The organism is Roseomonas sp. KE2513, from assembly GCF_016107305.1.
In the GTDB taxonomy this organism is placed as follows: Bacteria; Pseudomonadota; Alphaproteobacteria; order Acetobacterales; family Acetobacteraceae; genus Roseomonas.
The window spans coordinates 116,504-140,104 of record NZ_RCVR01000014.1; the positions used below are offsets into that span (position 1 = coordinate 116,504).

At 69.0% G+C, this 23,601-nt stretch carries 25 protein-coding genes; 8 read left to right on the plus strand and 17 right to left on the minus strand.

Annotated features, from left to right (window positions below; all coding sequences use genetic code 11):
- Positions 1-22 precede the first annotated feature (22 nt).
- From D9599_RS15865 to D9599_RS15890, 6 genes are read right to left on the minus strand one after another with little or no spacing between them, the layout of a single operon-like run.
- Positions 23-535 (minus strand): lytic transglycosylase domain-containing protein, encoded by a 513-nt coding sequence (locus D9599_RS15865; protein ID WP_198382244.1) that lies wholly within the window; start codon positions 533-535, stop codon positions 23-25.
- Positions 532-972, minus strand: a complete 441-nt coding sequence (locus D9599_RS15870) for a hypothetical protein (protein ID WP_198382245.1) — start codon at positions 970-972, stop codon at positions 532-534. The genes D9599_RS15865 and D9599_RS15870 overlap by 4 nt, the downstream gene beginning before the upstream one ends.
- Positions 969-1,217 carry an IcmT/TraK family protein gene (icmT, locus tag D9599_RS15875; RefSeq protein WP_198382246.1) on the minus strand — a complete coding sequence of 83 codons (249 nt, stop codon included), beginning with the start codon at positions 1,215-1,217 and terminating at the stop codon, positions 969-971. The genes D9599_RS15870 and icmT overlap by 4 nt, the downstream gene beginning before the upstream one ends.
- The gene (locus D9599_RS15880) at positions 1,217-2,386 is read right to left on the minus strand and encodes a type IV pilus twitching motility protein PilT (RefSeq protein ID WP_198382247.1); all 1,170 of its coding nucleotides are present in this window, start codon (positions 2,384-2,386) and stop codon (positions 1,217-1,219) included. Before D9599_RS15880 ends, icmT begins: the two co-directional genes overlap by 1 nt.
- Positions 2,383-3,348 carry a type IV secretory system conjugative DNA transfer family protein gene (locus D9599_RS15885; protein WP_198382248.1) on the minus strand — a complete coding sequence of 322 codons (966 nt, stop codon included), beginning with the start codon at positions 3,346-3,348 and terminating at the stop codon, positions 2,383-2,385. The genes D9599_RS15880 and D9599_RS15885 overlap by 4 nt, the downstream gene beginning before the upstream one ends.
- A complete protein-coding gene (locus D9599_RS15890) occupies positions 3,341-3,814 on the minus strand; it encodes a DotD/TraH family lipoprotein (protein ID WP_198382249.1) in 474 nt (157 codons plus the stop codon). Before D9599_RS15890 ends, D9599_RS15885 begins: the two co-directional genes overlap by 8 nt.
- Positions 3,815-3,969: 155 nt before the next feature.
- Between D9599_RS15890 and D9599_RS15895 the strand changes: the two genes are divergently transcribed.
- From D9599_RS15895 to D9599_RS15905, 3 genes are all read left to right on the plus strand, one after another.
- Positions 3,970-4,758, plus strand: coding sequence for a hypothetical protein (locus D9599_RS15895; protein WP_198382250.1), 789 nt, complete (start codon positions 3,970-3,972; stop codon positions 4,756-4,758).
- A 428-nt stretch (positions 4,759-5,186) separates the two neighbouring features.
- Positions 5,187-5,435, plus strand: coding sequence for an antitoxin (locus D9599_RS15900; protein ID WP_198382251.1), 249 nt, complete (start codon positions 5,187-5,189; stop codon positions 5,433-5,435).
- A gap of 2 nt (positions 5,436-5,437) precedes the next feature.
- Complete coding sequence (locus D9599_RS15905) at positions 5,438-5,839, plus strand: type II toxin-antitoxin system VapC family toxin (protein ID WP_309228641.1); 402 nt, start codon at positions 5,438-5,440, stop codon at positions 5,837-5,839.
- Between the two features lie 51 nt (positions 5,840-5,890).
- Here the strand turns inward: D9599_RS15905 and D9599_RS15910 are convergent, their stop codons facing one another.
- The 11 genes from D9599_RS15910 to D9599_RS15960 form a co-directional block, all read right to left on the minus strand.
- The gene (locus D9599_RS15910) at positions 5,891-8,953 is read right to left on the minus strand and encodes an ATP-binding protein (protein ID WP_198382252.1); all 3,063 of its coding nucleotides are present in this window, start codon (positions 8,951-8,953) and stop codon (positions 5,891-5,893) included.
- Positions 8,950-9,633 carry an HNH endonuclease gene (locus D9599_RS15915; RefSeq protein ID WP_198382253.1) on the minus strand — a complete coding sequence of 228 codons (684 nt, stop codon included), beginning with the start codon at positions 9,631-9,633 and terminating at the stop codon, positions 8,950-8,952. Before D9599_RS15915 ends, D9599_RS15910 begins: the two co-directional genes overlap by 4 nt.
- A gap of 5 nt (positions 9,634-9,638) precedes the next feature.
- Complete coding sequence (locus tag D9599_RS15920) at positions 9,639-10,061, minus strand: hypothetical protein (RefSeq protein ID WP_309228642.1); 423 nt, start codon at positions 10,059-10,061, stop codon at positions 9,639-9,641.
- A gap of 88 nt (positions 10,062-10,149) precedes the next feature.
- Positions 10,150-10,692 (minus strand): hypothetical protein, encoded by a 543-nt coding sequence (locus D9599_RS15925; RefSeq protein WP_198382254.1) that lies wholly within the window; start codon positions 10,690-10,692, stop codon positions 10,150-10,152.
- Positions 10,693-10,703: 11 nt separating this feature from the next.
- On the minus strand, positions 10,704-12,122 hold the full coding sequence (locus D9599_RS15930) for a hypothetical protein (RefSeq protein WP_198382255.1): 1,419 nt from the start codon (positions 12,120-12,122) through the stop codon (positions 10,704-10,706).
- A 70-nt stretch (positions 12,123-12,192) separates the two neighbouring features.
- Positions 12,193-13,542 (minus strand): DotG/IcmE/VirB10 family protein, encoded by a 1,350-nt coding sequence (locus D9599_RS15935; RefSeq protein WP_198382256.1) that lies wholly within the window; start codon positions 13,540-13,542, stop codon positions 12,193-12,195.
- Complete coding sequence (locus D9599_RS15940) at positions 13,542-14,519, minus strand: DotH/IcmK family type IV secretion protein (protein ID WP_309228643.1); 978 nt, start codon at positions 14,517-14,519, stop codon at positions 13,542-13,544. Before D9599_RS15940 ends, D9599_RS15935 begins: the two co-directional genes overlap by 1 nt.
- 20 nt (positions 14,520-14,539) lie before the next feature.
- Positions 14,540-15,169 carry a DotI/IcmL/TraM family protein gene (locus D9599_RS15945; RefSeq protein WP_198382258.1) on the minus strand — a complete coding sequence of 210 codons (630 nt, stop codon included), beginning with the start codon at positions 15,167-15,169 and terminating at the stop codon, positions 14,540-14,542.
- A gap of 63 nt (positions 15,170-15,232) precedes the next feature.
- Positions 15,233-15,415: a hypothetical protein gene (locus tag D9599_RS15950; protein ID WP_198382259.1), complete on the minus strand. Its 183-nt coding sequence runs from the start codon at positions 15,413-15,415 to the stop codon at positions 15,233-15,235.
- A gap of 56 nt (positions 15,416-15,471) precedes the next feature.
- Positions 15,472-16,299: a hypothetical protein gene (locus tag D9599_RS15955; RefSeq protein WP_198382260.1), complete on the minus strand. Its 828-nt coding sequence runs from the start codon at positions 16,297-16,299 to the stop codon at positions 15,472-15,474.
- 197 nt (positions 16,300-16,496) lie between these two features.
- Positions 16,497-16,958 (minus strand): helix-turn-helix domain-containing protein, encoded by a 462-nt coding sequence (locus D9599_RS15960; protein WP_198382261.1) that lies wholly within the window; start codon positions 16,956-16,958, stop codon positions 16,497-16,499.
- Between the two features lie 615 nt (positions 16,959-17,573).
- Between D9599_RS15960 and D9599_RS15965 the strand changes: the two genes are divergently transcribed.
- Genes D9599_RS15965 through D9599_RS15985 form a run of 5 tightly spaced genes read left to right on the plus strand, consistent with a single transcriptional unit; the run spans position 17,574 to position 23,600 of the window.
- Entirely contained in the window at positions 17,574-18,029 is a 456-nt protein-coding gene (locus D9599_RS15965) for a hypothetical protein (protein ID WP_198382262.1), read from the plus strand.
- The gene (locus D9599_RS15970) at positions 18,029-18,565 is read left to right on the plus strand and encodes a hypothetical protein (protein ID WP_375373053.1); all 537 of its coding nucleotides are present in this window, start codon (positions 18,029-18,031) and stop codon (positions 18,563-18,565) included. The genes D9599_RS15965 and D9599_RS15970 overlap by 1 nt, the downstream gene beginning before the upstream one ends.
- Before the next feature lie 20 nt (positions 18,566-18,585).
- Positions 18,586-19,776, plus strand: a complete 1,191-nt coding sequence (locus D9599_RS15975) for a hypothetical protein (RefSeq protein ID WP_198382263.1) — start codon at positions 18,586-18,588, stop codon at positions 19,774-19,776.
- Positions 19,777-19,787: 11 nt separating this feature from the next.
- A complete protein-coding gene (locus D9599_RS15980) occupies positions 19,788-21,203 on the plus strand; it encodes a hypothetical protein (protein WP_198382264.1) in 1,416 nt (471 codons plus the stop codon).
- A gap of 57 nt (positions 21,204-21,260) precedes the next feature.
- Positions 21,261-23,600, plus strand: coding sequence for a DotA/TraY family protein (locus tag D9599_RS15985; RefSeq protein ID WP_198382265.1), 2,340 nt, complete (start codon positions 21,261-21,263; stop codon positions 23,598-23,600).
- The last annotated feature ends 1 nt before the right edge of the window (position 23,601 follow it).

The window sequence follows — 23,601 nt, forward strand, 5'->3', positions numbered from 1 at the left end:
CGGAAGTATGGTGTCGCTTCAACTATCTTCGCGCTACGACACGATCAGGGGAGAGCACGAGGCGCTGTAGCCGCATGACGTGCTCCAGAACCCTGCGCAAGTACCGCGTCTTGTAGAACTCGGTGCGTGAATGATACCGGCCTACGCCCTCCCAGAAGTCACCGCCGGCGCCGTCGATCTCGCGTCGCAGGATCCATGCCCCCGCCTCGACGTTGGCGCAGAAGTTGTTGAGCAACGCCTCGCGTGCCGCGGAGGGCGTCGTGTTCCAGCGCCGGGCAATGGTCGGAAGATGGATCTGGTTGATCTGCATCGGTCCGATGTCCACCGTGGCGTTGGTGTTCTGGCTTACCCGTCCGATCGAGCCGCCTTCCACCGACAGCAGCACCGCGATCACCCCCGGGGGCACCCGGTGCAGGGCCGCTGCGGCCTGGATGCACTCCGTCACGGCCGACACGGTGCCGTCCGAGACTGAAGCCTTGGCGGGTGCTGCGGCCACCGATGCGATGGCCAGCACCGCGAGGAGCAGCGTTCTCATGGCGTTGGCCCTTGCGTCCCACTGGGAGCGACGTCGCGCCCGCCCATGGCGCCCAGCGGTCGCAGCTGCTGCCAGAGCTTGGCGAAGTCGGTGACCGGCAGGGCGGACGGCGTGCCGGTCCGCTCGATGGCCTCCATGGCCGAGAGCATGACCACGGAGAACGGCTCGCCACGGATGCCCTTCACCCGGTAGCCCAGCAACGCGTCGGGATCGTGTTCCTGCTCGATCCCCAGATGCCGGCCTGTTGCCGCCCGCCAGACGACGTTAGCCGCCGCCAGGAAGTTGGGCATCAGGCCGTCCGGAGCGGCGACCAGTGCGGCGGGCAGCCGGTGATCGAGGCCGGTGGCCTCATCGCGAAGCAGCAGCGGGCGCCCGTCCCGCTCCACCAGCCGCTGAAGGGTGCGCCCGACCGCACCGAGATCGAGAGAGCCGCTCACGCCAGCCTCCGGCGCTTCCAGGCCGGCACCGCCGGGCGGAGCCGACCGACGAGCCATCCCCGGACGATGCGGAACAGCGCCGGCAGGGTCAGCCCGAAGAATGAGAGCAGGCCGAAGAACGCGGTGCCGAGCAGGGCGATGTAGAAGGTCGCCCAGCTCCAGTAGGTGACGAAGCACAGCACCGGCAGGAGCGCGCGCGCATCCAGCATCAGGAAGCGAATGGGCAGGGCGGTGTTGCGCCACATCAGCCGATCCTCCTCATCTCACCCTCGGCAACTGCGGGGCTGATCCGGCCCTCCTCCAGCGCGCGGGTGATGGCTTTGCGATAGGACTGACCCTCGGTTTCCAACGTGGTGCGGATCAGGTCAGGCCAGTCCGATGGCGAGGTCTGCATCAGGCGCCGGCGAAGCGGAGCGTCGAACACCAGGTACTCGCGCAGCGCGGTGCGCTTGCCATCGGTCGAGAAGACCAGACGCTGATTGATGATGAGCCGCAGCGACTGCGCGATCGAGGTGACGAGGTTGTCGCGTTCGTCGCCGGGGCACAGCGCCACCATGCGCTGGATCGTCAGCGCCAGATCGTCGGCGTGGATGGTGGTGGTCACCGTGGATCCTGCCATAGCGGCGTTGAGCGACGCGGACATCGTCGCGCCGTCACGGCTCTCGCCGACGATGATGTCGGTGGCCTCCCGCCGCCAGCAGCCGCGGATGAAGGCCTCGAAGGTCGGCAAATCCCGCGGGATCTCCGTCTGCGCGATGGTCGAGGTCGGACCTTGGAGCCCATCGAGCAGGAACTCGATGGGAGCCGCCCCCTCGACGATGTTGTAGTGGCCGTTCGGGTCCGTCAGCTTGGCGACGGTGAAGCCGCCGATCAGGGTGCTCTTGCCCGAACCGGTGGAGCCGCTGACCACCACGAAGCCGCCCCGCGGGCGGTAGTTCTCCAGGATCTCCGCCTCCACGAGCTGCGCGTCGAGGCCCGGCGGCATGTCGGGGATGGGGCGGAGCACGAGGTTCGCCCCGCCGCGGCGGCTGGTGTGGATAGGGGTGGCGTTGACGCGGAAGCGCAACCGCTCCGAGCGGCTGATCGCCACGGCGTAGGACACGTCGAAGTCCGATCCGCCCTGCAGGCGTGCGGTGCCGTCGGCGCCGTAGAGGTGGTTGGTGACCACGGACACCTCCACCTCGCTCAGTGCCCTGGTTGTGGCCTTGCGATTGCGGCCGTGGACCATGATCCAGACCGGGTGACCAGTCTGGAAGGAGATGCGCGATGCGCCCTGGCGGTGAGCCCAGATGAGCAGGGAGTCCAGGCCAGGCGCGGACTTGCGGGGATCCTCGACCCAGCGAAGCCCTTCCTCGGGCCAGCCCTCCGCGGCCGCCTCGACGTCGCTGCGGCGCGGTTCCAGCACGGCGCTCATCGGCAGCCCGCCCCTGGCTGCCAGCGGCGTGGGTTGCGCTGCAGCCCCGGCTGGTCGGTGATCCGCACCGTGCGGTCGCCGATCGCCAGACGCGAGCGGCCACCATCGGCGGCACTGCTCTCGAAGGCGATCCGCGGCTCCTCCACCAGCCCGGCGCGCAGCAGCACCCGGAACCGAGCCATGCCGATCAGGTCACGCTGCAGGCGGCCGAGGTCGGACAGGAAGATGTTGACGGCCTGCTTCTCGCCCTGTGCCCAGCCTTCGGCCACCCAGCGATCCCAGTAGCGCACCTCCTGGCGGGTTCGTGGCAGGGCGGCGTCGGCTGGCCGCGCCGGGGTGCCCCAGGACCGCACGAGGTAGGAGCGCCAATCCGGCGGGGCCGAGGTCAGCTGCGCCTCGCGCGTGATCTCGAAGATGCACGAGGTTTCCCGCGCCACCTGCCCGTTCTCGCCCAGCGCGAAGGCCATCTGTGCCTCCGACACGATCGGCGGGCGCATCAGCGTCTGGCCCCCGCCGACCGAGAGCACCAGGGGGCGGAAGTCGTAGGTGGCGGTGAGCTGGGCCTCGTAGCGGCGCAGCATCTCGTTGATGGCGAAGGAGCGCGCCGCGAGGCCGCCCTGGGCGCCGTAGATGGTGGCGGCCTGCCGCAGCACCTCGGCACGTCCGGTCTCGAGGCCGTCGCCCACCTGGTCGCCAGGACGGGCCGCCTGCAGCGCCTCCAGCGAGGGCGGTGCCTCGACGCCTTCGACCACGGGCAGGGTACTGGCGCCGGTGATGGGCTGGTTGACCTGGTCCGCCAGGGTTCGCGAGGCGGCCTCGTACTGCGCCTGTCCCGGCAGGGGCGGGCTCGCGAGGAAGCTGACCGAGCCATCGGCGCGGGCGGCCGGAGCGAGGGCGAGGGTGGCGAGCGCAGTCGCGGCCAGCAGGATGGGCCGCAGGCCGGAGCGGCGGAGCTCAAACATGGTGGACCACCTGCACGGTGCGGCTGGCAGGGTCGATCTGCACCGTGGCGTAGGCCCCGGCCTGCTCGCCCAGGGCGGCAAAGGCGTCCACCAGGGTGGTGGAGGGCAGGTTGATCGCCACGGGCACTGGCTGCGGCCGCTCCACCCCGGACACGACCACGGTGTAGCCGATCGTTCCGGCCAGCTTGCGCACGCCGTCTGCCAGTGGCCCGTTCCAGGTGAAGGCGACCGGACGCCGAAGCTCCTCCGGCACCACTGGACCCTGACCGGCGGCCAGCGCCGGACGGTTCAGGCCGCCGAGTTGCGCCATCTGGTGGCCGACCTGCTCCATCGAACGACGCAGGGCCACCTCGGGATTGGGCATGCCGGTGGTGACGATTTCGGTAGTCGGGCCGGTGCCGGCGCAACCGGCCAGGGCCACGAGCCCCGCGAGTACCATCGCCAACCTCAGTCGTGTGCTTGCCATGGGGATCTCCACCTCGTCGACGTGGAGAGTGCGGGCATTCGGCGCGAACGGGATGCGGTTCGTGCAGGCCCGGTTCGATCCTGCTCGACTGTCTCGGACATGACATCGTAGCCTCGTACGCCCGATCTACCTCAAATCCCTATCCGGCAGATCCTATGGCCTATCAGTTCACCACGCTGCGTCATCCTGCCGAGAAACTTCTGGAAGCTGAGCACTTCCTTGCACGAATGGTGCACTCGAGTGGGATGGAGTTTCAGTTCGAGTTGAACGCTTTTCTTTCCGCCAGCCGGAGTGTGAGCTTCGTTCTTCAGAAATCGATGTCGGATGTGCCCGCCTTCGCCGCTTGGTATGCGAAGCAGCAGGCCATCATGAAGGCCGACTCTGCTATGCGCTTTTTCCTGGAACTACGGAACATCTCTCAAAAGCAGGGTCCGGTTTCCTTTGTTGGTGGGAGCAGGCTTGGTGGCGGCTGGACCTACCGCTTCGTAGGCAGGCCACAGCCAGTTCCAGAGGAGCTGACTGGTCGGGACATTGGTGCTTGCTGCGCTGCGCATCTGTCCAAGCTGGCGAACTTGCTTATGGACTGCGACAAGGCATTCCCATTTCACTCCTGCCCTGGCCGTGCGTTTACTGAAGAAGGCATGGCGGCACTCGGATACACTATGGAAGATGCTGAGGTTTCGGTCGGGCTGCCACCAGGTTGGACGGATGTAGTCGATTTCCCGGCAGCTGAAAAATTAAAGTGTTTGAGTCGTGAAGTAGAGCCACTGGATGCCGCTTCGATCGAACGGATTGCCGCCGGTGATATTCAAGCAAATGGGAAGCCGATTGAGTTCCCTACATTCAGTGGAACCGATTTGGTCGACTATTTGGCGGTGAGGATGGCTGATTTTCCGAAGATGCCGTGTGACCGGTCCCCGCCAAGTGGTCCGGGGGAAATCTAATGAACCATTGTTGCCGCGCCCGCTCCTGACCCGCTACGCAGCCATGCCGTCGCAACGGGTTCTTGGGCGGGCGGTCGAGCAATAATGACAGGTCCGATCCCCGCTCTTCTCAGTCAGCGAGGGCGGGGTACGCTTAGTCCGCTTTCAGGAAGTCGCGCGTGCCCAGCCGACGATCACGCAGGGCGCAGAGCCGCCGATCACGGCTGCTGACCGGCAATGTCGGCTTGCCGGCCGATACCAGACACCCCGGCAACGGGCACGAAGGTCGCCTTCGGGTCGGGGGCGGCGCTAACTCTACCGGCGGGCGAATAGCGTCGGGGAGGGTGGAAGAGGGACGAGGTCATAGCCGCGGTAGCTTCCAGGTTGCTCTTGCTTCGCCAGTCTCCTATTGGCATATGCTTGGCATATCCCAGACCGGAGGGAACGGTATGCCTCAGGCCACCCCCGCACCCCGACAGGTTCGGCTATTTCGCAACAATCGGAACCAAGCCGTCCGGATCCCCGTGGAGTTCGAGCTTCCGGGTACCGAAGCCATCATCAGCCGGGATGGCGACCGCCTCATCCTTGAGCCTGTCCGCTCCAGGAATCTGTCGGCGCTGCTCGACAGCTGGGAACCTCTGGAAGAAGCCCTGCCGGAGGGCGACGATCCGCCCCCTGCCGCACGGGACATCTTCTGACCGTGCTCTACATGCTCGATACCAACATCGTCAGTGACGTGATCCGGAATCCGACAGGGACCGCCGCACGAAAGGCACGGGCGGCCGGAGCGGCGGTCTGCGTCAGTATCATCGTCGCCGCGGAGCTCCGGTACGGCTGCGCCAAGAAAGGATCTTCCCGGCTTCTGGAGCGGGTCGAGGCGTTCCTGGGTGCCGTGCCGGTGATGCCGCTGGAGGTGCCAGCCGATGCAGAGTACGGCGGGTTGCGAGCGGAGCTGGAAGCCGCCGGCCAACCGATCGGCGGGAATGATCTGCTGATCGCCGCCCATGCCTACGCATTGGAGGCGACCCTCGTGACAGCAAACGTCGGGGAGTTCCAACGGGTCCGTGGGCTGAGGGTCGAGAACTGGTTGGTTCCCGGCTGAACGGCAATCGTGTGTTCACCTTGAACACACCTCAGCTTCCCTCAGGTTGCCCTACTCGGCCGCCATCAGCCGCCGCGGCGGCTCGTTGTCCTGCGGCACGTCGCGCAGCACGATGCCCAGGCCCCGGCCATCGGTCAGCTCGGTGGCCAGTTCGTCCACCACGCCGGCCTCAGCCCGGGCGTCCAGCTCGCCGCGCTTCAGGCGCTCGTTCTTGCGCCGGTCGATCTCGTCCACGGCCGAGCCGCGTGGGAATACCCGCGCCAGCCGGCGCAGCGCTTCCTTGAACCCAAGCGCCGCGTACAGCCGGTTGCGCAACGCCGTATCGCCAGGCGTGGTGCTCAGCGCCCACAGTTCCACCGGCCCGAGGAAGTTCACCAGCATCTGCTCGTACTTGGCGCCCCCGGCCAGCAGCACCGCCAGGAACGGCGCTCCCTTCGGGCCCGGGCCCTGCAGGGCGAAGCGCACGACGTCGGCGCTGGCCTTGCTCAGCCCGAAGCGCTCGATGACCTCGTTGCACTCCTTCTCGTCGCCGGTCTTGAGGATGAACCGCCCCGTGGACTGGCCGACAAGCTCCTCGCCCATGTCGCTCAGCCGCTGCGACGCGAAGCCCAGCTGCAGGTTGTGCTTGCGCCCCTCACGGACATCCAGCGCAGCCTGATCGCGGACCTGGGGACTGCCCTTGGTGCGGTGCCACTCGTCGTAGTCGAGCCGCTTCACCGACTCCATGATCTCCTGGAAGCGGGCACGCTGGTAGTCGCGCACCTTCTCCGGCACGTACTCGGCATAGTCCGGGTGCAGGGTGAAGTTGCGCGCCAGGATGTGCCGCGCCAGCAGGTACATCATCTCCGTCTGCCGGTCGTTCACCGCCGATCCGGTCGGCGCCACGGCGGCGAGATCAAGCACGATGATCCGAGCGGGCCCGAAATCCAGCTTGGTCGGGGCGTTCAGCGTCGGGAACTTCTTGATGAAGTCGTAGATGTAGCGCTCGAACAGACCAATCGCGTCCTCGCTCGTGGTGGCGATCTTCAACTCGTCGAAGATGTCGCGAACCTGATCGCCCCGGGCGGCGACCACCAGATCCTCGAGCGTCGGCACCGCGTGACGCTGCGCCACCTCGGCGAGCCGCCACTCCTGGCGGTCGATCAGGGCGTCCACCACGTCCCGCCACCAGGGCTCGGCGTGCTCCAGCACGATGCCGTGCCGCGACAGCGCGGCGTCGACGGTGGGCTCGACACCGGCCCGGTAAGGCTTGGGGGAGCCGCCGGGCACGTCGGTGCAGAGGCGATAGGCCTCGTCGATGACGTAGCCGATCAGCTGGCTCAGGCCCTCGAACGGTGTGTTCTGGCCTGGCGGCATGGTGGCCAGGGACAGGAAGTTCTGCAGGAACGCCTTCTCCATGGGCAGCGGATAGGTGCAGCCCACCTGCAGGTCGAAGATGTTGAACTCGTACCCAGCCCGGAACTGCATCGTCACGAAGATGGCCTCGTGCTCGCGCTCCGGCCCCAGCGCCTCGCGCACCAGCCGCACGAACCCCTGGGCGGAAGGCCCGATGTCGGCCTTGCCGATCAGCGGTAGCTTCGCCCCGCGCGAGCCCAGCACGGCGGTGCTGAGGCACAGGCCGAGGTTGATCGTGTTGGCGAGCACCGACTTCCCGGAGCCTGGCGGGGCCACGAAGATGTCGCACACGAGCGGGCGCTTGGAGCTGCCGGCGGGCTCGTAGGGCCAGATCGCGCCGTCGGGCCGGGTGAACAGCACCGAGCCCTGTTCCCAGGGCGATGCGCAGCGGTTCCAGGGGAGCATGGCGAAAGCGTCGCCCAGCAGCGCGATGCCCGGCGTGCCGGTCGAGGCCAGCGCCAGGGCTGGGACGCTGCTCAACGCCCCTTCCAAGGGGTCGCCCGAGATGCTGGTGGCCTTGCAGTTGCCCCAGCCCTCCAGACGCTGCGTCAGGGTGGAGGCACGACGACGGAGCTTCTGGGTGTCACCGGTGGGCGCCCAGGTGGCGAAGGAGGCCCTCAGCTTGACCCCGATGTGGCCGTTGTCGTCGCGCTCCTGCTTCAGCGCCTCGAAGGCGCGACGGACATCGGCATTGCCGGGAAACATCGAGAACAGGGTGGCGCCGAGCGACTTCAGCAGCATCGCCGATCGTCCGCCGCCCTCGATCAGGATTGAGCCGCGCCAAGGGATGCGGTCCTGCCCCAGCCGGGCCGACAGCTCGACGAAGGGCCGGGGGTCTTCCGGTCCGACCGCCATGTCCACGGGGGCGTAGTCGTTGTCGCCGATCCGCACCCGCTGCCCGCCCTGGGTCTCGGCGTCGGCGTGGAAGATCTGCTCGCGGATGGCGGGCCACAGCATGCCGGGCGCGGCGTCCACCTTGCGGGCCTCGTCCTCGGTCGCCCGCGGCATCACCCGGTCGCCCATGAGGGTGGCCTTCCAGTCCGACCCGGAGGTCTCGCGGTACACCGCCTCCCGCACCAGCTTCAGGGCCTCGTGCGCCCCCAGCCCGCGGGTGGCGATGTCGTTGGCCTTGAGGGCGGCCTCGACGCGCAGCACGAACGCATCGTGGCGCGCCGCCATGACCTCCGAGCGCAGGTAGTATCGCTGGCTGTCACCGGCCCGGGGACCGGCCTTGGCCAGGGCGGACTGCTCCTCCCCCATCTGCTTGCGCTCTTCCTTGGTCAGGACGGAGCGGCGGGTCCACAGCACATAGTAGGCCGCCTCCCAGCGCATGACCTTGGGCCAGAGCGCCGCGCGCTCGTTGAGCACGTCGCCGACATCCAGACCCAGCTCGCGCGCGATGGTGCGGCAGGAATCGAGGTTGAGGCGGTCGATCTCGACGGCTGACTGGTCGGGGTCGGAGATGAACCAGCCCATGATGGCGTGGCCCGGGTCCTCCAGGGCACCGGACAGGTCCATCCGCTGGGCGAGGGCGATGCGCTCGACGTCGGCGCGGGTGGCCATCCTCCGCATGCCCTCGATGCGGATGACGCTGAGGTAGTCGGAATGCTTGGTCACCAGCGCGTCGCCGTGCGTGGTCTCGACGTCGCAGAAGGCGCCGAGGGGCTGCTTCAGGGTAAGGGACAGGCCCGCCAGGAGGCGGGAGATGGCGCCGATCATGCGGCCCTCCTCGGAGCTGCGGGGATGGGGGCGGGGAGGGGGGCGGAAGCCTTCGGCTCGGCCCGGCCGGCCCAGGCGCGGAGCAGGCCGGGGTAGATGTCCTCGCCGCCCACCAGCATCCGACCCGTGGGCACCAGCCGGATGCTTCCCAGCAGGTTGGCGCGGCCGCGGTAGGCACCGGAAGTGAGCGCCAGCAGAGCCGCACCGAGCACGCCGGGATCGGACGTCTTCAGCCGCGCTTTGGCCTGCTCCTCCCGGCCGAGAAGCGCCTTGAGGGCTCGCCACGCGGCCACCGTGGCTTCGGTGCCCCTGGCGGGAGGCACCTCCAGCGTGGGGTCGGCATCGGCGTCGAGCAGGGCGAGATGGGCCGAGCGCGTCAGCATGAACACCGCCGCCTGGCTCACCTCTGGCAGCCACGCCAGCACGACGGACCGCTGGCGGGCGGCGACGTCGAGGTGCTGGGCGAGGTGACAGAGGCTGCAGGCGGCGGCGAGGTTCGCCGGGGCGTGGTTGGCGTGGTCGCCGTCGAGGTGAAACACCTCCTGCCGGCCGGCGGCGAAGGCACCGCAGAACCGGCAGGGAGCGTCGGCGCCGCCGCCGTGGCACTGCCGCTCCGCGCCGGCCGTATCCACGCCCCAGGCGGAGCGATGAGCGGACAGTGGGAGCGGCAGGTAGCGCACCGGGATCAGTTCCCGAAGGTGACGGGGGCGTTGGTGCCGGTGATGGTCGCCGCACCGCCCGAGGCGGTCTGGGCGGCCTTGCCGATCCACACGCCGCCCGTGGCGAACAGGCCGCAGAGCACGATGCCGGCGAGGCCCATGGCGACCTTGCCGCCCTCGCGGTTCTGCGGCTGGCGCGACTGCCACAGCGACCAGGCGCCGGCGATGAGGCAGAGCAGCGCGGCGAGGTACATGGCCATGGAGCCGATGTTGCCGCCGGCGGTGGTGGCTTCCTGGGCCATGGTGCCGACCTGACCGCCGATGCCGTTCGCGGCCTGGGCGAAGGCCTTGCCGGAGACGAGCAGCGCGGCGCCGGCCGCCAGCATGGCGGTGCCAGCCTTCAGCGACCGGCGGCGGGTGGAGACGATGACGGGGCTGATGGACTTCACGGAGTTCGCTTTCCTGTTGCCGAGGAACCGTGCGGCGCCTCTGAAGGTAGAGTCCGGGAAATCGGCGCGCGCGGCGCCGACCTTTTTTTCAGGTGTTCGCGCGAAACATCGTGGCCAGCAGTCGCGAGAGCGGCAGCACGTTGATGAGGGCCACACCGAAGGCGAACTGAACGAGGCAGCCACCCTGTCCGCGACGGCTGGCACCCCGCACCACGCTCCACCAGGTGAACACCGCCAGCAGCGCCATCATGGCGCCGAAGGCCTGGAAGAAGCCCTGGAACACCTGCACGACGTTCACGATGGTCTCGGCCGGCGTTGCGCCGAGCACGCCGCCAGCGCCGACCGAAGGGACGTAGCCGAAGGCGCCCCCGGTCCCCACGGTGACCGAGCCACCTCCGGAGTTGCTGGCCAGGGTCAGGATCCGCGGGAAGGCCGCGAACACGCCGCTCAGGATCAGCGACAGCGCCGGGATCCACGGCCTGCTGCGGAACGGGTTCGCCGGTTGGGCCTGCTGCCAGAAGCCCCACCCGGCAAAGAGGAAGGTGCCGATCGCCGCGAGGTAGGCGAAGGCCGGCACGAGGTAGGCGAGCGCGATGCCGATCTCGGCCGCGAAGTCGACGAAGCCCTGCATGACGGCGCGCCCTACTGGATGGCGCCGCGCTCGGCGCGGACCACCCAGTTGCTGCCCTGCTGGGCGATGGCCGTGATCTTGCCGTAGCCCGGCACCTCGTCTCCCACGGCCACCTGCAGCTGCGCGCCGCTGTCTCCGGTGCGATCGACCTCCGACAGCATGGCAAGACCGGGCGAGGCGGCCTGGACGCGGTAGCGGCGGCGCACGCCGTCGTTCGGCGCCTGCGCGGGGGCCTGCGTCCGGGCGGCGACCGGTGTGGCGGTGGGGCCGGGAGCCGCAGGGGGAGGGCTGACGTTGGCCGGCGCGGGGGGCGGCGCGGCGGCCGCACCCATGGCCGCGTTCATCGCGCCGCGTGCCTCGGCGAGGGCGAGGCGGCGCCCGAAGTCGGCTGTGGACGCCTCCAGCCGGTCGCGCATGGCCGCGAGGTCGGCCTGCATCTGCCGATCGCGCTCCTCCCGGTTGCGCATGATCACCGCCATCTGCGTGACCAACCCGAGCACATCGACCTGCTGCGGCGTGCTCATCGGAGCAGGGCGCAGGCTGGCGGCGACCGCGACAGGATCGGCCGGTGCCGGTGTGGCGGGCGTCGGCGGGGGCACGACCACCACAGGAGCAACCGCCACAGCGGACGTCGAAGCCGGGTTGGCCGCCTCGACGGCAGCCGGGGACGCGATCGCTGAAGCGGTCACTGCCGCGACGGCAGGTGTCGGAGCAGGAGCTGGCACGGCCGCAGCAGGCTCGATCGGCGTCGCGGCCGCCGCGGTTGCCACCGGGGGCTGGGCCGGCTGAGCCGGTACGGCAGGACGCGAAGGCTCATCCACGCGTCGAGCGAGCGGCGCCGGCTCTACCTGCTGGGTATCCCCAAGGCGGCGCGCCAAGGGCGTGGACTCGACGGGACGGCGCTCGGCCGCGGGCGGGACCGGCTCGGGGCGTGGCTGACCCGCCGTGCCGGGTGGCCGGGTCAGGTCCGGAGCGCCCTGGCGCTGCCGGTAGGCCATCACCTCGTCCAGCTGTGCTTCGCGTGACGTGCGCGGGGCCAGCTCGCGAGCGGCGGGAGCCGGCGCGGCGGCGGGAGGGGGTGCTGCAGCCATCTGCGCCGCCGGGGCCATCAGCCCGACCGCCTCCGCGGCGTGGCGCACGGACTTCCCCGCGCTCTCGCGCGCGGTCGCGACCGCGTTCTGCACGCCCAGCGGCAGGATCGTGTTGTAGGGAGAAACGAGGAACACCCCAGCGCCCACCACGAACACGGCGACCGCGACGGAGCCCAGCAACAGGCCGCGGCGGCTCTTGCGAGGCGGTGCGGAAGGGGCGGAAGCGGCGGCGGGGGAGGCGGGGGGCAGTTCGCCTTCCTCCTCCCCCGGCAGCGCCATGCTGGGGCGCCGCGTCGACAGCGGCGGGATCAGCGTGTTGTCGGGGACGTGGGTGTCCATGGTGCCCTACCTGTCTGAGACCGACAGGATGGGCGGACGCGGCGCGAACGGCGCCGCGTCTTTTCTGGCCTCAGTTCGGCGCCGTGAGGTTCGACAGGAACATCACGCCGACCGGCGCGTTCGCGGAAAGATGGACGAGCGGGCCGCGCGGAGCGGACTGCTCGAGCGCCCTCCCGACCTGGGCCGCGGCCGCCCCCGCACCGACGGCCAGCTGCTGCTCGGGGTTGAGGCGGGTGATGTAGGACTGCCCCCCGAACGGGCTGACCTGGTTGAAGGTGTTCGACGTGGTGGCCACCGCCTGTCCCAGCCCGGCGATGAACGCTGCCGCCGCTGGCAGAAGGAAGCGCTCGCCCAGGCGCTGATCGACGCTCGACGCCACGGCCGTCTCCATGGTGTCGGGCGCCACCACCAAGCCCTCGGCCGGGATCTCCATGCCCTGGAACTGCACGGTGTTGATCCGGACCACCAGGCGGCTGATCGTCCCCGGCTTGGTGAAGGTGCCGATCAGCCGGGCACCAGCGATCGGGCCGGTGTCCGCCTGCAGGACCACCGGACCGCCGCTCTCCGAATTCACCGCCAGCACGGTATGGGCGTAGATGCCACGGCCTGCCGGCACCAGAACCCGGCCCTGCGACGGTGCGGAGGAGCGCGGGGACGGTACTGTGGCGGCGGCCGGCGCGACCTCGCCCGCCGAGACCTGGCGCGCCAGGGCATGCGCCGGCGGAGCGCCGCGGCGTCCCTCGTCGCTCTCTGCGGCCGAGGCAGAGCTCGGGGGTGCGAGCGTCACCGTGGTTCTTCCCGGTCGCCCCTGCCAGCCGCCCATGAGGCGGTTCAGCGCGTCGCGGAACGCCGGGTCTTCCACCTGCTGCTGCTGCGTCGTGGTCTGCGACACCGTGCGGATCGGGTTCTGCTGTGGGGCCGCCGCAACTGCCGGCTGCACGCGCGCCAGAGCGGCGGGCGTCTCGAAGAGAACCGGAGCGGCGGGCGGGGCCGTTGGGGTCGTCGGCCTCGCCTGCGTCGGCATCGCTGGGGGAGGAGGCGCCGTCACGGCGGCCACGGGGGTCGGCGGCGCCGGGGGCGGCACCAGCGCCGACAGGTCGGGCGCGCGCTGGCTGGCCGCGATCGGCGGGGTGTAGGACTGCCCCCGGGCCTGCGCCTGCTCCGCCTGCCGCTGGTTCTCGGCCACCGCCAGCCGCGCCTGGTAGGGCGAGGAGTTGGTGCCGCCGGGCAGCTGGTTGACGGTGCCCTGCCGCGCCGCCCGGCTCTCGGGTAGCGCATCGCTGCCGGCCATCGTCGCGGCCACGACGACCCCGGTGATGGCGAGGCCGACGCCGCCGATGACCACGAACCGCATGGGGCCGGCGCTGGCCGCCTTGTTGAACGGGCCGCGGAAGCCACGGCGCGTGGTGGTGGCGGACATCAGCGCTCCTCCCGCAGCTCGGCCGAGACCGTGCGATTGTTGACCGAGAGCAGGACCACCGGCGTCGCCGGCAGCGCGTACACGGTCGTGCCGCCCTCGCCGTACTGGGAGGCGTCCCAGGGCGGCGACATCAGCGTGTGCCGGGTGCGCAGGTAGATCTGGCTGCCGAGGCGCCACGCCCGCACGTCGTCGGGTGACACGCCGCTGACCGCGAGGGGCACTGCGTCAGCCGGCGCCACGCCCGACAGCATCGCCGTGAGGAAGGGTGCGCCCGTCACCGGAGCGTTGGGGCGGGTGTCGATCTGAATGCGGGCGTTGGGACCGCGGCTCGAGACGTGGACACTGACGTCGGCGTCGTAGCGCGTCTGCCCCGATACCATCAGGAAGGAGATTGGCTTGGGAGCGCCCTGCAGGTTCACCAGCAGGCCGCCGCGCGGCGAGATCGACATCGGGGTGATCTGGATGGTGTTGGAGCCCCGCACGGGTACGCAGACGTGGAAGCCCGCGAGTTCGGCGGCCGGGCCGCCGGGCCCGGCCGGCCCGGCATTGGGCGAGGTGGAGCAGCCGCCCACGCCGCCGCCGCCGCCGCCCGACACGTTGGCGTTGTTGGAGTTGGTGTCCCAGGCGATGGGCCAGGGCTGTCCGGTGGCATCGAAGAAGCTGAGCGCGGTGGGATAGCCGCGCACGGTCTGGACGATCGAGGTGGGTTGGCCGGGCTGGTAGGTGACGTTGACTGGCCGGCTCACCGGCGACGCGATCAGCGCGGTGCTCTCCTCCTGGGCGCGCTGCACCTCGCCGTAGCGACGCGCCAGCTCGCGGATCATCTCGGGCGTGAGCGGGATGGCGTCCTCCAGCATGCGCTGGCGCACCGCGCCCCGGTCGACGGGATGCTGCGAAGGATTGGGCGCCTGGGCAAGGGCGGCGCCGGAAAGGCACGCCCCACTGGCCAGGGCGATGACGAGTGTGCGGGATCTCACGGCGTTCGCTCCTGCTGCGATCATCGGGCAGTCGCGACCAGTTGGTCGACCACGAGCCCATCGGGACGATCCTCGTCGTTGGTGCGAACGACGAGCGCCGTGATCGTGAGATTCTGCTGACTGGTTTGCTGAGAGTTCTCGCAAGTCTGCACGATGGGGAACTGGATCTCGTAAGCCAGCCTGCCACTGATCATCTTGGGGTCGGTGATGACCGCGGCACGCTGTGTCTGCGCGAAGCACGTCAGTCGGCCGCGCTTCATGGCTTCGAAGTTCCCAGAAGCGATGTAGCTGCGAGCGAAGGTGTTCCAGCCGTTCAGCGAGAAGCGCCGCCCTGCAGCGTTAAGCTGCGCGGCGTAGTCGTGATAATTGACGTTGTACGCGGCAAGGACGGATCTCACCGTCCATTCCAGCAGCTGCGTGTCGTCGACCACCGGGCTTTCCAGACCACGGATCGGCCGGGGCGGATTGCGTCCGTCCACGAGGAAGTAGCGCGTCTCGCTCGGCCGCGTTTGCAGCCAGAAGGAGTGCGCCAGGGCGGCCGTCGTCACGAGCGTCAGCGCGATCACCGCACCGATCAGCCGTGTGACAACCTTGCCCTGAAAGTCGGGGTCGCTCAGGCGACGCGTGACGGCAGCGGCTTCGTTCTGCATCGGGTGTTCCTCAATCTCGTCACCCATTGTTCGTGCTGCCGGCGCGAACGGCACCGCGATCCGCTACTCGCCGCGCAGGTCCCGAAGGATGACGGCGATGCTCACGGACGACCACGCCTGCTGCGACAGCTCTGTCAGCAGTGCGTCCATCGAGGCATCGTCGATTCCCGCCTCGTATTGTTCGGCATCGTCTGGGCGCGCGTCGTCGCTAGCCGACGCCGATGGCGTCTCGCTGCAATCGTTCATGTCCGGTTCCGACTGTTTTTGTCCGCGTGTCTCGCGCTTGGTGTCAGTCGAGAGGGTTAGAAGGCAGTGAGGGAAGCTTCCTGGTAGGCCTTCGACTTCTTCGCGAGCTTGCTGGTCGTCTCCCCATAGTGGGCTGACCAGAAGAACTGCCCCTTGCGAAAGCTGCACTCCCGCCACCGATAGCCGGAGCGGCGCAGTCTTTCCCTGCCGAGCGCCGGATCGTAGTGCTCGACCAAGTCCTCGCGCTCGTGGGACGGCATGCCGATCAGGGACAGGCGCGTGCGAACGGCGCGGTGGGAAATGCGGAGCGCCTTACCGATCGCCTTGTAGTGCTGGTTCGCCCAGCTACGCTCGGAGATCTCGTGATCGAGCGCCGGCGTCCAGCGGATCTCGTCGCGGTTCTTCTTGCGCTCGATGCGCAGGATTTCGCCGCTGGCCCTGGTGATGATCTGAACCAGGGTCTGATCGGGGGGAGTGACGACATCGCGGTAAATCTGCCCGAGGGAGCCCCACTCCCTCTGCATCCGCTCGACGGTATCAGGCGCGGGCTGGTGCAACTCGCGGCGCGGGCGGCGGGGCAAGCCCAGACGTCGCACCTGCGCGTAGATGCTGTTCACACTTCGACCGAGAGCCTCGGCGGCACTCGCCGCTTTCCAGCCATCAAGCCAGCAGTCGATCAGACGCCGGAAGTGAGCCGCCGGCCAAGCCTTCGGGTGCCGGCGGGTGCGGAGCGGCCGATCGTGTGGGGTCGCCAACCCCCGCACGAGGACGCGCTCCAGGACGAAAGCAGAGTCGACCCCGAGGAAGGTGGCGATGGACGCGACGCCGTGCCCCTTTCCCACCATGCCTGCCAACGCCGCATCGTAACGCCACCCGACCTGCATAACCGCTTCCCCCGCCAGGGAAGAGATCGGCAGGACCGGAGCGACAACTGGGGCATGGAACAGGAACACAGCGGTTCTCCACCTTCCGTGCTCCGATGATTACTCATCACGGCGATGTGCCGCAACCTTATATAACGTTGTGATGAGGGAAAAATCGTCGCTTTGGTGGTTTTCTGCCTTGCTGTGTGCGGTGAACCCTACTGTTCCGGACCGCGCTCCCCGGCCGAGGGGGGGTGGTGTGGTGCGTGTTGGGAATGCCGAAGAAGGAACGAGACGAGTTGGGCCAGGCGGGCCGCTTCCTGGGTCACTCGGTCCAGCTTCTCGACAGCCTCGGCCAGAGTCTGTGGCGGCGGCCTTTCCTGCTCCAAAACCTCAGGCGTGACCGGCATGAGGTCGCGCACGGTCGTGTTCAGACCTTTCGCCAGCTTGCCCAATGTCTTCAGCGTGAGGTTCTGTAGGCCGGCTTCGGCCGAGAAGATCAGGGTTTGCGGTACGTCACAGGCATCGGCGGCCTGGATCTGCGTCAGTCTCAGGCCGGTTCGCCGCTCACGCACCCGCTTGCCGACCCCGACGAGGAGCGTGTCCTTCTCCCGTTCGACCTCGGGAGCCTCAGCTTTCCTCCTGCTCATTCTCCAGTCTCCACCCAACCCGAATCGCATCTCACGGTCCCGTTCGTTCGTGCCCGAAGGGTTCCGGAAGTCGGCGCGCTCGGAAACTTGGCGGTTCGGCCCTGTCGTTCGCGCCGATCCAGTCCAGCGTCCCCCGGACAGAGGAGGCCCCGATGGCTCTGACAACAGCGTTGCTTCTCACGACACACTTGCTCGCTCCCCAACCACTCTCAGTCGACTTCCGTCTCTCGCCCTCCGGGCCGCCACAGGGACAGACCGTCATGACCGGGCGGCCGGCTGACGGTTACCCCGCCGATATGACGGAGAATCGAAGGGTTTCAACGCCCTCGCCCCGCCGGACGGCTAGAGCTAGCGTGTCCTTCACGGCAGCGCGAGGATTCGGGACTGACGTTCCGCTGTCGTTCGCCACCCGTCAAATCGTTCCCACCGATTTTTCAGTGCGTTACGCGGATGACGTCGACCTGGATGCACTGGTGTCCTGGGTCGGTGAGAAGCCCTGGAACCGTGCCCTGCAGGACGCAATCCGTCCTCTCGGACTGCGGATGACCCTCCTCCGCAACACCGTCACCATCTCGCGCTAAGCCCGCGCCGTTCGCGTCGACCGCCGACACCCTGCCCCTCCTACGAGTGGAAGGAAGCCCGGCGATGCCCGACCTGGAACGATCAGACGTGCTGGACTGGCTCCAGCGAACCGAACCCCGCCTCGCGGGAGCGGGGGTGCCGGTCTTTCGTCCGGTGGAGGACACCCCGGAGGTGCGGGCACTCCTCAGCGACCTCGGGCAGGCCCTGGGGACCGCCAGTGCCGAGCAGATCGCCGGGGGGATCGGCGAGGACGATGGTGCGACGGCGCGGGAGGTGCTGGCTCAGCTCGGCGTCGCCCGCATGCTTCGGCTGGTGGAATGGCTCGATGGGGCGGCCGGTGGAGCAGCTGACAATGCTCAGACCCTACTGCTGAGAAGCGACACCACCGAGGCGGGCCGCTTCATCCGCACGGTTCTCGACGCCCTGCATCGCCAGGACCTGCTCGGCCGCATCTTCGCCCCGGAGCGCCTTCAGGCGCTTCTGGCGGCCAGTGGCGAACCCGCGAAGGAGGCCGCGTGATGCGTCGGGTCACCCTTCTCCTTCGTCGCACAGCCCTGACCATGTCGCTGCTGAGCGTTCCTGTCTTGGCGCATGCTCAGAGCACCGGAAGTGTCGGCTGCGCGGCCCTCACCCAGGCGGCTGCCGACGCGATCTCCGCGCGCGTGCAGGCCGACGATGCCGCGATCCGACCGCCGAACAGCGTGAGGAATCTCTCCTGCCTGGACGGCTTCTTCCGCGGCGTCGGTCTCAACGTCATCTCCAACCTGCTCGACCCGACCTCTCTGCTCGACGCCGTGCAGGGCCAACTCTGCGCCGCCGTGAACCAGGCGTGGCAGTCGGCGCTGGGCTCGGCGCAGTGCGGCCTCACCGTGTCGGGCTTCAATCTCGGCTTCGGGGGCTTCGGCGGCGGCGTGATGTGCCCGCGCCTGAGCTTCGGCGGCGGCGGTCCGCCCATCGGCTCGATCGGCACCGGCGCCAACACCACCGGCAGCCTCTACGTCAACGGCTCTCCCCTGCCGCCATCCGGCTACACGCTGCCCACCACGGGCCGCTAACGCGAGGAAGGACATAGCCCATGCACAACCGCTTGAAGTCCACGGCCGCCGTCCTCGTCATGACGGGCGGCTTGCTCGTCGTGGCACCGAGGCTCGCCCATGCCGAGTGGCCGACCTTCGATGCCATCACGCACTTCCTGCTCCAGCAGGCCCAGAACGCGATGACCAGCGCGGTCGACAAGGTCTACGACAACATCACCAATATCGGGACGCTCATCAGTGATCGCCTTACCGGCGTCGGCAACCAGCTGAACGACCGCCTCGGCGATGGATTTACCCAGACGGCCAACTACCAGCGTGCCCAGATCGGTGCTGTCCAGCAGATCGCCGACGCCTCCAACATGGCCAACGCGCGGGTCGCCCGCGATCTCCGCAACACCGAGATCCGCGACGAGCACACGGCCTCACCGCAGGCTTGCCTCGCCTTGGACAGCGGTCAGTCCACCAACCAGTCGCAGATCCAGGGAGCGCGCATCGCCACGGCGATCGCCGACGTGATGGACGTCCGGGGCGAGGGCGGGCCGAACACGCCCGCTTGGTTCGGCCAGGCGCAGTCCATGACGGCCTCCAACGCCACGCACCTGTCCCGCTACTGCGACCAGGACGAGGCGGGGGCCGGGCTTTGCACCCTCTCGCCGCGTCCGAACGCCGACGTGCGCGCGGTCAGCTTCGTGCGCGAGGTCTACGCCGATGGGGATCAGGTGAATGCGGCCAACGACTACGCCACCAACGTCGTGCAGCCCGTCGTTCCAGCTGCCCTGCGCGGTGACCACCTGACGTCGGTGGAAGGGCAGGATGCCGCGGCACGGCGCCGAGCCTACGACGCCCGCATGTCGCTGTCCCGGTCCGTGTTCAGCCACCAGATCGCGCTGCAGGCGCCGACCGTGACGCTGAACGAGGCGCAGCAGGCCCAGCTTCGGGCCCGCGGTGTCGAACCTCCAGCCGCCGGCTCCTGGATGCAGGTGCTGAGCCTGGAAGTGGAGCGTCGCTTTTCGGACGTGGGCTGGGCGGCTTCGCTGCAGGCGATGACGCCTGCCGCGGTCAACCGGGAGATCGCGCAGCAGCTGGCGCTGTCGAACTACCTCGCGCTCGCCAGCCTCCGCCAGCAGCAGCAATCCGCGGCCGTCGCTGCCGCCAACCTCGCGGTGGATGTCGAACGTGGCTTCACCGGCTTCACGCCCATGCCCCCTCCCACCATCGCAGCGAACTGAGGAAGCCCAAGATGTCCGCCACCATGTCCGCCGCGCCGCAGGCGACACCACCCTCGCATACGGGGAAGGACCCGCTGCGGGAGCTGATCGAGCGCATGGATCAGCATCGGCACGCGATTGCGGCCCACGATCCGAGGCTGAACCAGCAGATCGAAGCCCTTGCTATGAACAGTCAGAATGCCGCTGTGCTGACTGATGCCACCTTCCGCACCCGGGTGGCCTACGTCTACCAGGACTTCGCCCGCCTCGCCGGTCCGGCGGCGGGTATGCCCGACCATCTGCGCTCTGAGCTCGAGCATTTGGCCACGACGGCTCCGGGCCTGACCAACCAGCGCATTCACGACCTGCTCCGGGAAGTGCCGAAGCTCAACGATCCGAAGCTCGCAGGTGAGATCCGTCGCCTTGCTGTCGAGGTCGGTCGCGAAGGCGGCGACCAGAACAAACCCGCTGTGCTGGACAGGGTTGAGCCTCTCGAGCGCAAGCTAGACCTACTCGGGCCGATCCCTGTTCCGCCGCGGGCGGTGGTCGATACCTCGCCGTTGCGCGTACCCGAGGTGGCGCAGGTTCCGGCTGCGGCCGCCCCTCCGAAGCTGGAGGAGCGGGTACAGGCTGCCAAGTCGCCCGGGGAAGGGCCACAGCCCGCCGCCCCTGCCACCACGCCCGTCACTCCTCCACAACAGGCCGCCGGTCTGTCCCGGCCTCAGGAGGCGCAGGCACCTGCGGTAACTGCCACGCCGCAGGCGCCAGAAGCCGCGCCGGGTGCTCGGAGCGGGGGCGTTCTCGGCCGCGCGGTCATCATGATGGCCGATCCGCGCCCCGACGTCCGCCTGCCGTGGGATCGTCCTCCAACCCCGATCGGAGAGCGCATCGAGCGCGTGGTCAGCCGGTTCAGCGATGATTCCGCTCTGAACCTGGCCGAGAAGTCCGGCCAGAAGGCGGTGGAGGCGCTGCGAGGCTTCGCCCAGGAGGCTGGTGCCGGCGTCATGGCCCGTATCAATGAGGCCGTCCGGTCTGACCCCCAGGGGATCCAGGGCGTGCTGTCCGAGATGCGCGAGGGCGGCCGCCACGCTGAACTCCGCACGCAGTTCAACAACGCACTCGTCCAGGAGAAGGGGGTCGCCGCCGCCTATGACGCCGCCGTGGCGGCGGTGAAGCAGTACGGCACCGACCGTCAGACCGCCGAGGCGGTGCTGCTCAAGCGCCCAGACACAGGGGTGATGGCGGGTCGCTTCGAGCGCCTGGATGCCCAGATCGGCGAGGCCGCTTCCCAGGTGCCGGCCCGCCAGGAGGGCAAGAACGTGATGGAGGAACTCGGCCAGCGCTTCACCGACCTCGTGCGGCGGGCCACCGAGGCCGTCCGCACCGCCTTCCAGGGCGACCCTCGCGCCTCGGCCTCGGCTTCTTCCAGCCCGTCCCCCGGCCCCTAAGCGCCGTTCGCGTCGCCCGGTCGCATCCTCGCGGGGAACCCCGCCCGTGAGGATGCGATGCGCCACCCACCGCCCACACTGTTCCTAGGACTGCTGCTGCCGGCGCTGCTCCTCGCCGGCCCCGCCCTCGCCCAGACGGGCGTGGACATGAGCTGGTCGGCCCTCGACCCCGGCGACGACTGGGCCGCGACCGTGGTTCGCTCCGTGTTCCCCGTCGGCGGCACCTCGGGCACCGTCAGCACCGGCAACGCCGCCACCGTCGTCGGCACCCTGGTCCGCTACCTGACAGGGTTCGTGTCCACCATTGCGATGGTGTTCCTGATCTACTCGCTGCTGATGCAGATGTGGCGCGGCGCCGAGACCGGCCGCCTGCTCACGGACGGCATGAGCGGCATGTTCGCTCTACGCCTGGGCTTCGCCGCCATTTTCATGTTCCCCCTGTCCTCCGGCTTCAGTGCCGGGCAGGCGGCGGTGGTGCAGGCGTCCATGTGGGGCATCGGCATGGCCCGCACCGTCTACACCAGCGCCGTGCAGGCCATCGGCGCGGACGCCAGGGTGATCGCCGATCCCATCGTCCCGGGTACCCGGACCATCGTGGCGGGGTTGATCCGTAACGAGTTCTGCCGTGCCCTGGTCAATGCCGCCTCCAACAACCCCGGCCTCGTACCTGCTCCAACCCCGGTGGTGACCCGCTACGCCGCCACCCGCAATACCCGCTCCATCACCTACGAGACGTGGAACTACCGCCTCTCGGCCGGCAACGAGTCCGGCGCGCCGGTGTGCGGCTCCGTCACCCTGCAGGTCTCGGGTGGCAACGACGGCGCCGTGGCTGGGGTCAGCCTCGACATGGGCACCAAGCAGCGCGAGATCCTGACCACCGTGATCGAGGCCAGCATCCGGCCCCAGGTCCAGCAGGCCGCCCAGCTGCTCTACGCCACCCGGCGGGCCAACGCGATGGAGCCTCTGCAGGGCGTGCTGATGGCTGCCACTGCCGACTACACCACCCGTCTCACCGCCGCCGCCAGCCAGGCCATGAGCCAGCTGCGTAACACCATGGCCGACGCCCGAGGCACCGGGGCCAACGCCGACGCCAGCCAGACCCGCCTCGCGGCGCTGGGGTGGAGCTCGGCCGGCGCCTACTACCTCGAGTTCAGCCGGCTCAACGGCGCTACCCTGTCGCTGATGAGCGCTGTCCCCTCCGTCACCAAGCCCACCGGCCAGGGCCTCGGACAGGCGCTGACGGCCGACCTGCTGCCCTTCACCGCGGCGGTGGAGACGTTCATGAACCGGATGACGGCCCACGTCGCCACGGTCGATCAGGTGAACACGCCGATCGGCGGCGCCACCCTCTTCGCCGGCGCCTCGCCCGCCGAAGACGGCGCCGGGCTGATCGACCGCCTGTTCCGGTACATGAACCTGGGTGAATCCCTGCTGGGGATTATCACCAACTACCTCCTTGCCCCGGGGGTGAGCGTCTGGACCGACCCGTTCGGCAGCCTGATGCAGGTGGGGCACGCCATGATCACGGCTGGGCTCGGAGCCCTGGGCGCGGCTGGCGTCGCGGTCGGAGGCGCCGAGGCCACCACCACGGCCACGGGAGGTATTCCCCTGGTTGGAGGGCTGTTCGGCGCTACCTCGGCGGGGATCGGCAAGGCCCTGGAGTTCTTCTCCCCTGCCATCTTCGCCCTCGCCAGCGGGCTGCTACTCCCGGGCCTGACCATCGCCTACGTGCTGCCGATGATCCCCTTCCTGATCTGGCTGGCGGGGGTGGCGGGATGGCTGATCCTGGTGTGCGAGGCCGTGATCGCCGTGCCGTTATGGATGCTGGCGCACATGACCATGCGGGGCGAGGGTCTGCACGGGAAGGCGACCGAGGGCTACTCGCTGGCCTTCAACGTCCTGTTCCGGCCCGTCCTGATGCTGCTGGGGCTGTTCCTCGGCTACTTCATCTTCGCCAGCATGTCCTGGCTGTTGCGGCAGGGGTTCGGGGTGGCCGCCGGCTTCGTGCTGGGCAACGGCTGGGTAGTGACCAACGTCATCGGCGTGATCGTCCTGATGTGCATTTTCGTACTCTGCCACATCGTACTGGCGATCATGTCCTTCCGGATGATCTCCCTCGTGCCTCACCATGTCCCCCGCCTGATCGGGTTCCTCCCGGCCAACCGGGTCGATATGGACGGCTTTAGCCGGGATGCCGCCTTGGTTGGCGCAGCCGGCGCCCTCAGCCAAGTGCAGAAGGCCGCTCAGGCTTCACTGGCGCCAAGCCAAAAACTGCTTGGAGATGCTGCCAAAGGTGGGGAAGGTGAGTCTCGCGCTCCCCAGGATGCGCGTCGTGATGGTATGGACAGCACGATGAGGGCGACCACCGATGTCTCGGAGGCGCCGAAGGAAGGGTGAA

What these genes read in the sequence shown, in the direction of transcription:
- D9599_RS15865 (WP_198382244.1), bottom strand. Translation starts at nt 535, where the DNA reads ATGAGAACGCTGCTCCTCGCGGTGCTGGCCATCGCATCGGTGGCCGCA.
- icmT (WP_198382246.1), bottom strand. Translation starts at nt 1,217, where the DNA reads ATGTGGCGCAACACCGCCCTGCCCATTCGCTTCCTGATGCTGGATGCG.
- D9599_RS15880 (WP_198382247.1), bottom strand. Translation starts at nt 2,386, where the DNA reads ATGAGCGCCGTGCTGGAACCGCGCCGCAGCGACGTCGAGGCGGCCGCG.
- D9599_RS15885 (WP_198382248.1), bottom strand. Translation starts at nt 3,348, where the DNA reads ATGTTTGAGCTCCGCCGCTCCGGCCTGCGGCCCATCCTGCTGGCCGCG.
- D9599_RS15890 (WP_198382249.1), bottom strand. Translation starts at nt 3,814, where the DNA reads ATGGCAAGCACACGACTGAGGTTGGCGATGGTACTCGCGGGGCTCGTG.
- D9599_RS15895 (WP_198382250.1), top strand. Translation starts at nt 3,970, where the DNA reads ATGGCCTATCAGTTCACCACGCTGCGTCATCCTGCCGAGAAACTTCTG.
- D9599_RS15900 (WP_198382251.1), top strand. Translation starts at nt 5,187, where the DNA reads ATGCCTCAGGCCACCCCCGCACCCCGACAGGTTCGGCTATTTCGCAAC.
- D9599_RS15910 (WP_198382252.1), bottom strand. Translation starts at nt 8,953, where the DNA reads ATGATCGGCGCCATCTCCCGCCTCCTGGCGGGCCTGTCCCTTACCCTG.
- D9599_RS15925 (WP_198382254.1), bottom strand. Translation starts at nt 10,692, where the DNA reads ATGCAGGGCTTCGTCGACTTCGCGGCCGAGATCGGCATCGCGCTCGCC.
- D9599_RS15930 (WP_198382255.1), bottom strand. Translation starts at nt 12,122, where the DNA reads ATGGACACCCACGTCCCCGACAACACGCTGATCCCGCCGCTGTCGACG.
- D9599_RS15935 (WP_198382256.1), bottom strand. Translation starts at nt 13,542, where the DNA reads ATGTCCGCCACCACCACGCGCCGTGGCTTCCGCGGCCCGTTCAACAAG.
- D9599_RS15945 (WP_198382258.1), bottom strand. Translation starts at nt 15,169, where the DNA reads ATGCAGAACGAAGCCGCTGCCGTCACGCGTCGCCTGAGCGACCCCGAC.
- D9599_RS15950 (WP_198382259.1), bottom strand. Translation starts at nt 15,415, where the DNA reads ATGAACGATTGCAGCGAGACGCCATCGGCGTCGGCTAGCGACGACGCG.
- D9599_RS15955 (WP_198382260.1), bottom strand. Translation starts at nt 16,299, where the DNA reads ATGCAGGTCGGGTGGCGTTACGATGCGGCGTTGGCAGGCATGGTGGGA.
- D9599_RS15960 (WP_198382261.1), bottom strand. Translation starts at nt 16,958, where the DNA reads ATGCGATTCGGGTTGGGTGGAGACTGGAGAATGAGCAGGAGGAAAGCT.
- D9599_RS15965 (WP_198382262.1), top strand. Translation starts at nt 17,574, where the DNA reads ATGCCCGACCTGGAACGATCAGACGTGCTGGACTGGCTCCAGCGAACC.
- D9599_RS15970 (WP_375373053.1), top strand. Translation starts at nt 18,029, where the DNA reads ATGCGTCGGGTCACCCTTCTCCTTCGTCGCACAGCCCTGACCATGTCG.
- D9599_RS15975 (WP_198382263.1), top strand. Translation starts at nt 18,586, where the DNA reads ATGCACAACCGCTTGAAGTCCACGGCCGCCGTCCTCGTCATGACGGGC.
- D9599_RS15980 (WP_198382264.1), top strand. Translation starts at nt 19,788, where the DNA reads ATGTCCGCCACCATGTCCGCCGCGCCGCAGGCGACACCACCCTCGCAT.
- D9599_RS15985 (WP_198382265.1), top strand. Translation starts at nt 21,261, where the DNA reads ATGCGCCACCCACCGCCCACACTGTTCCTAGGACTGCTGCTGCCGGCG.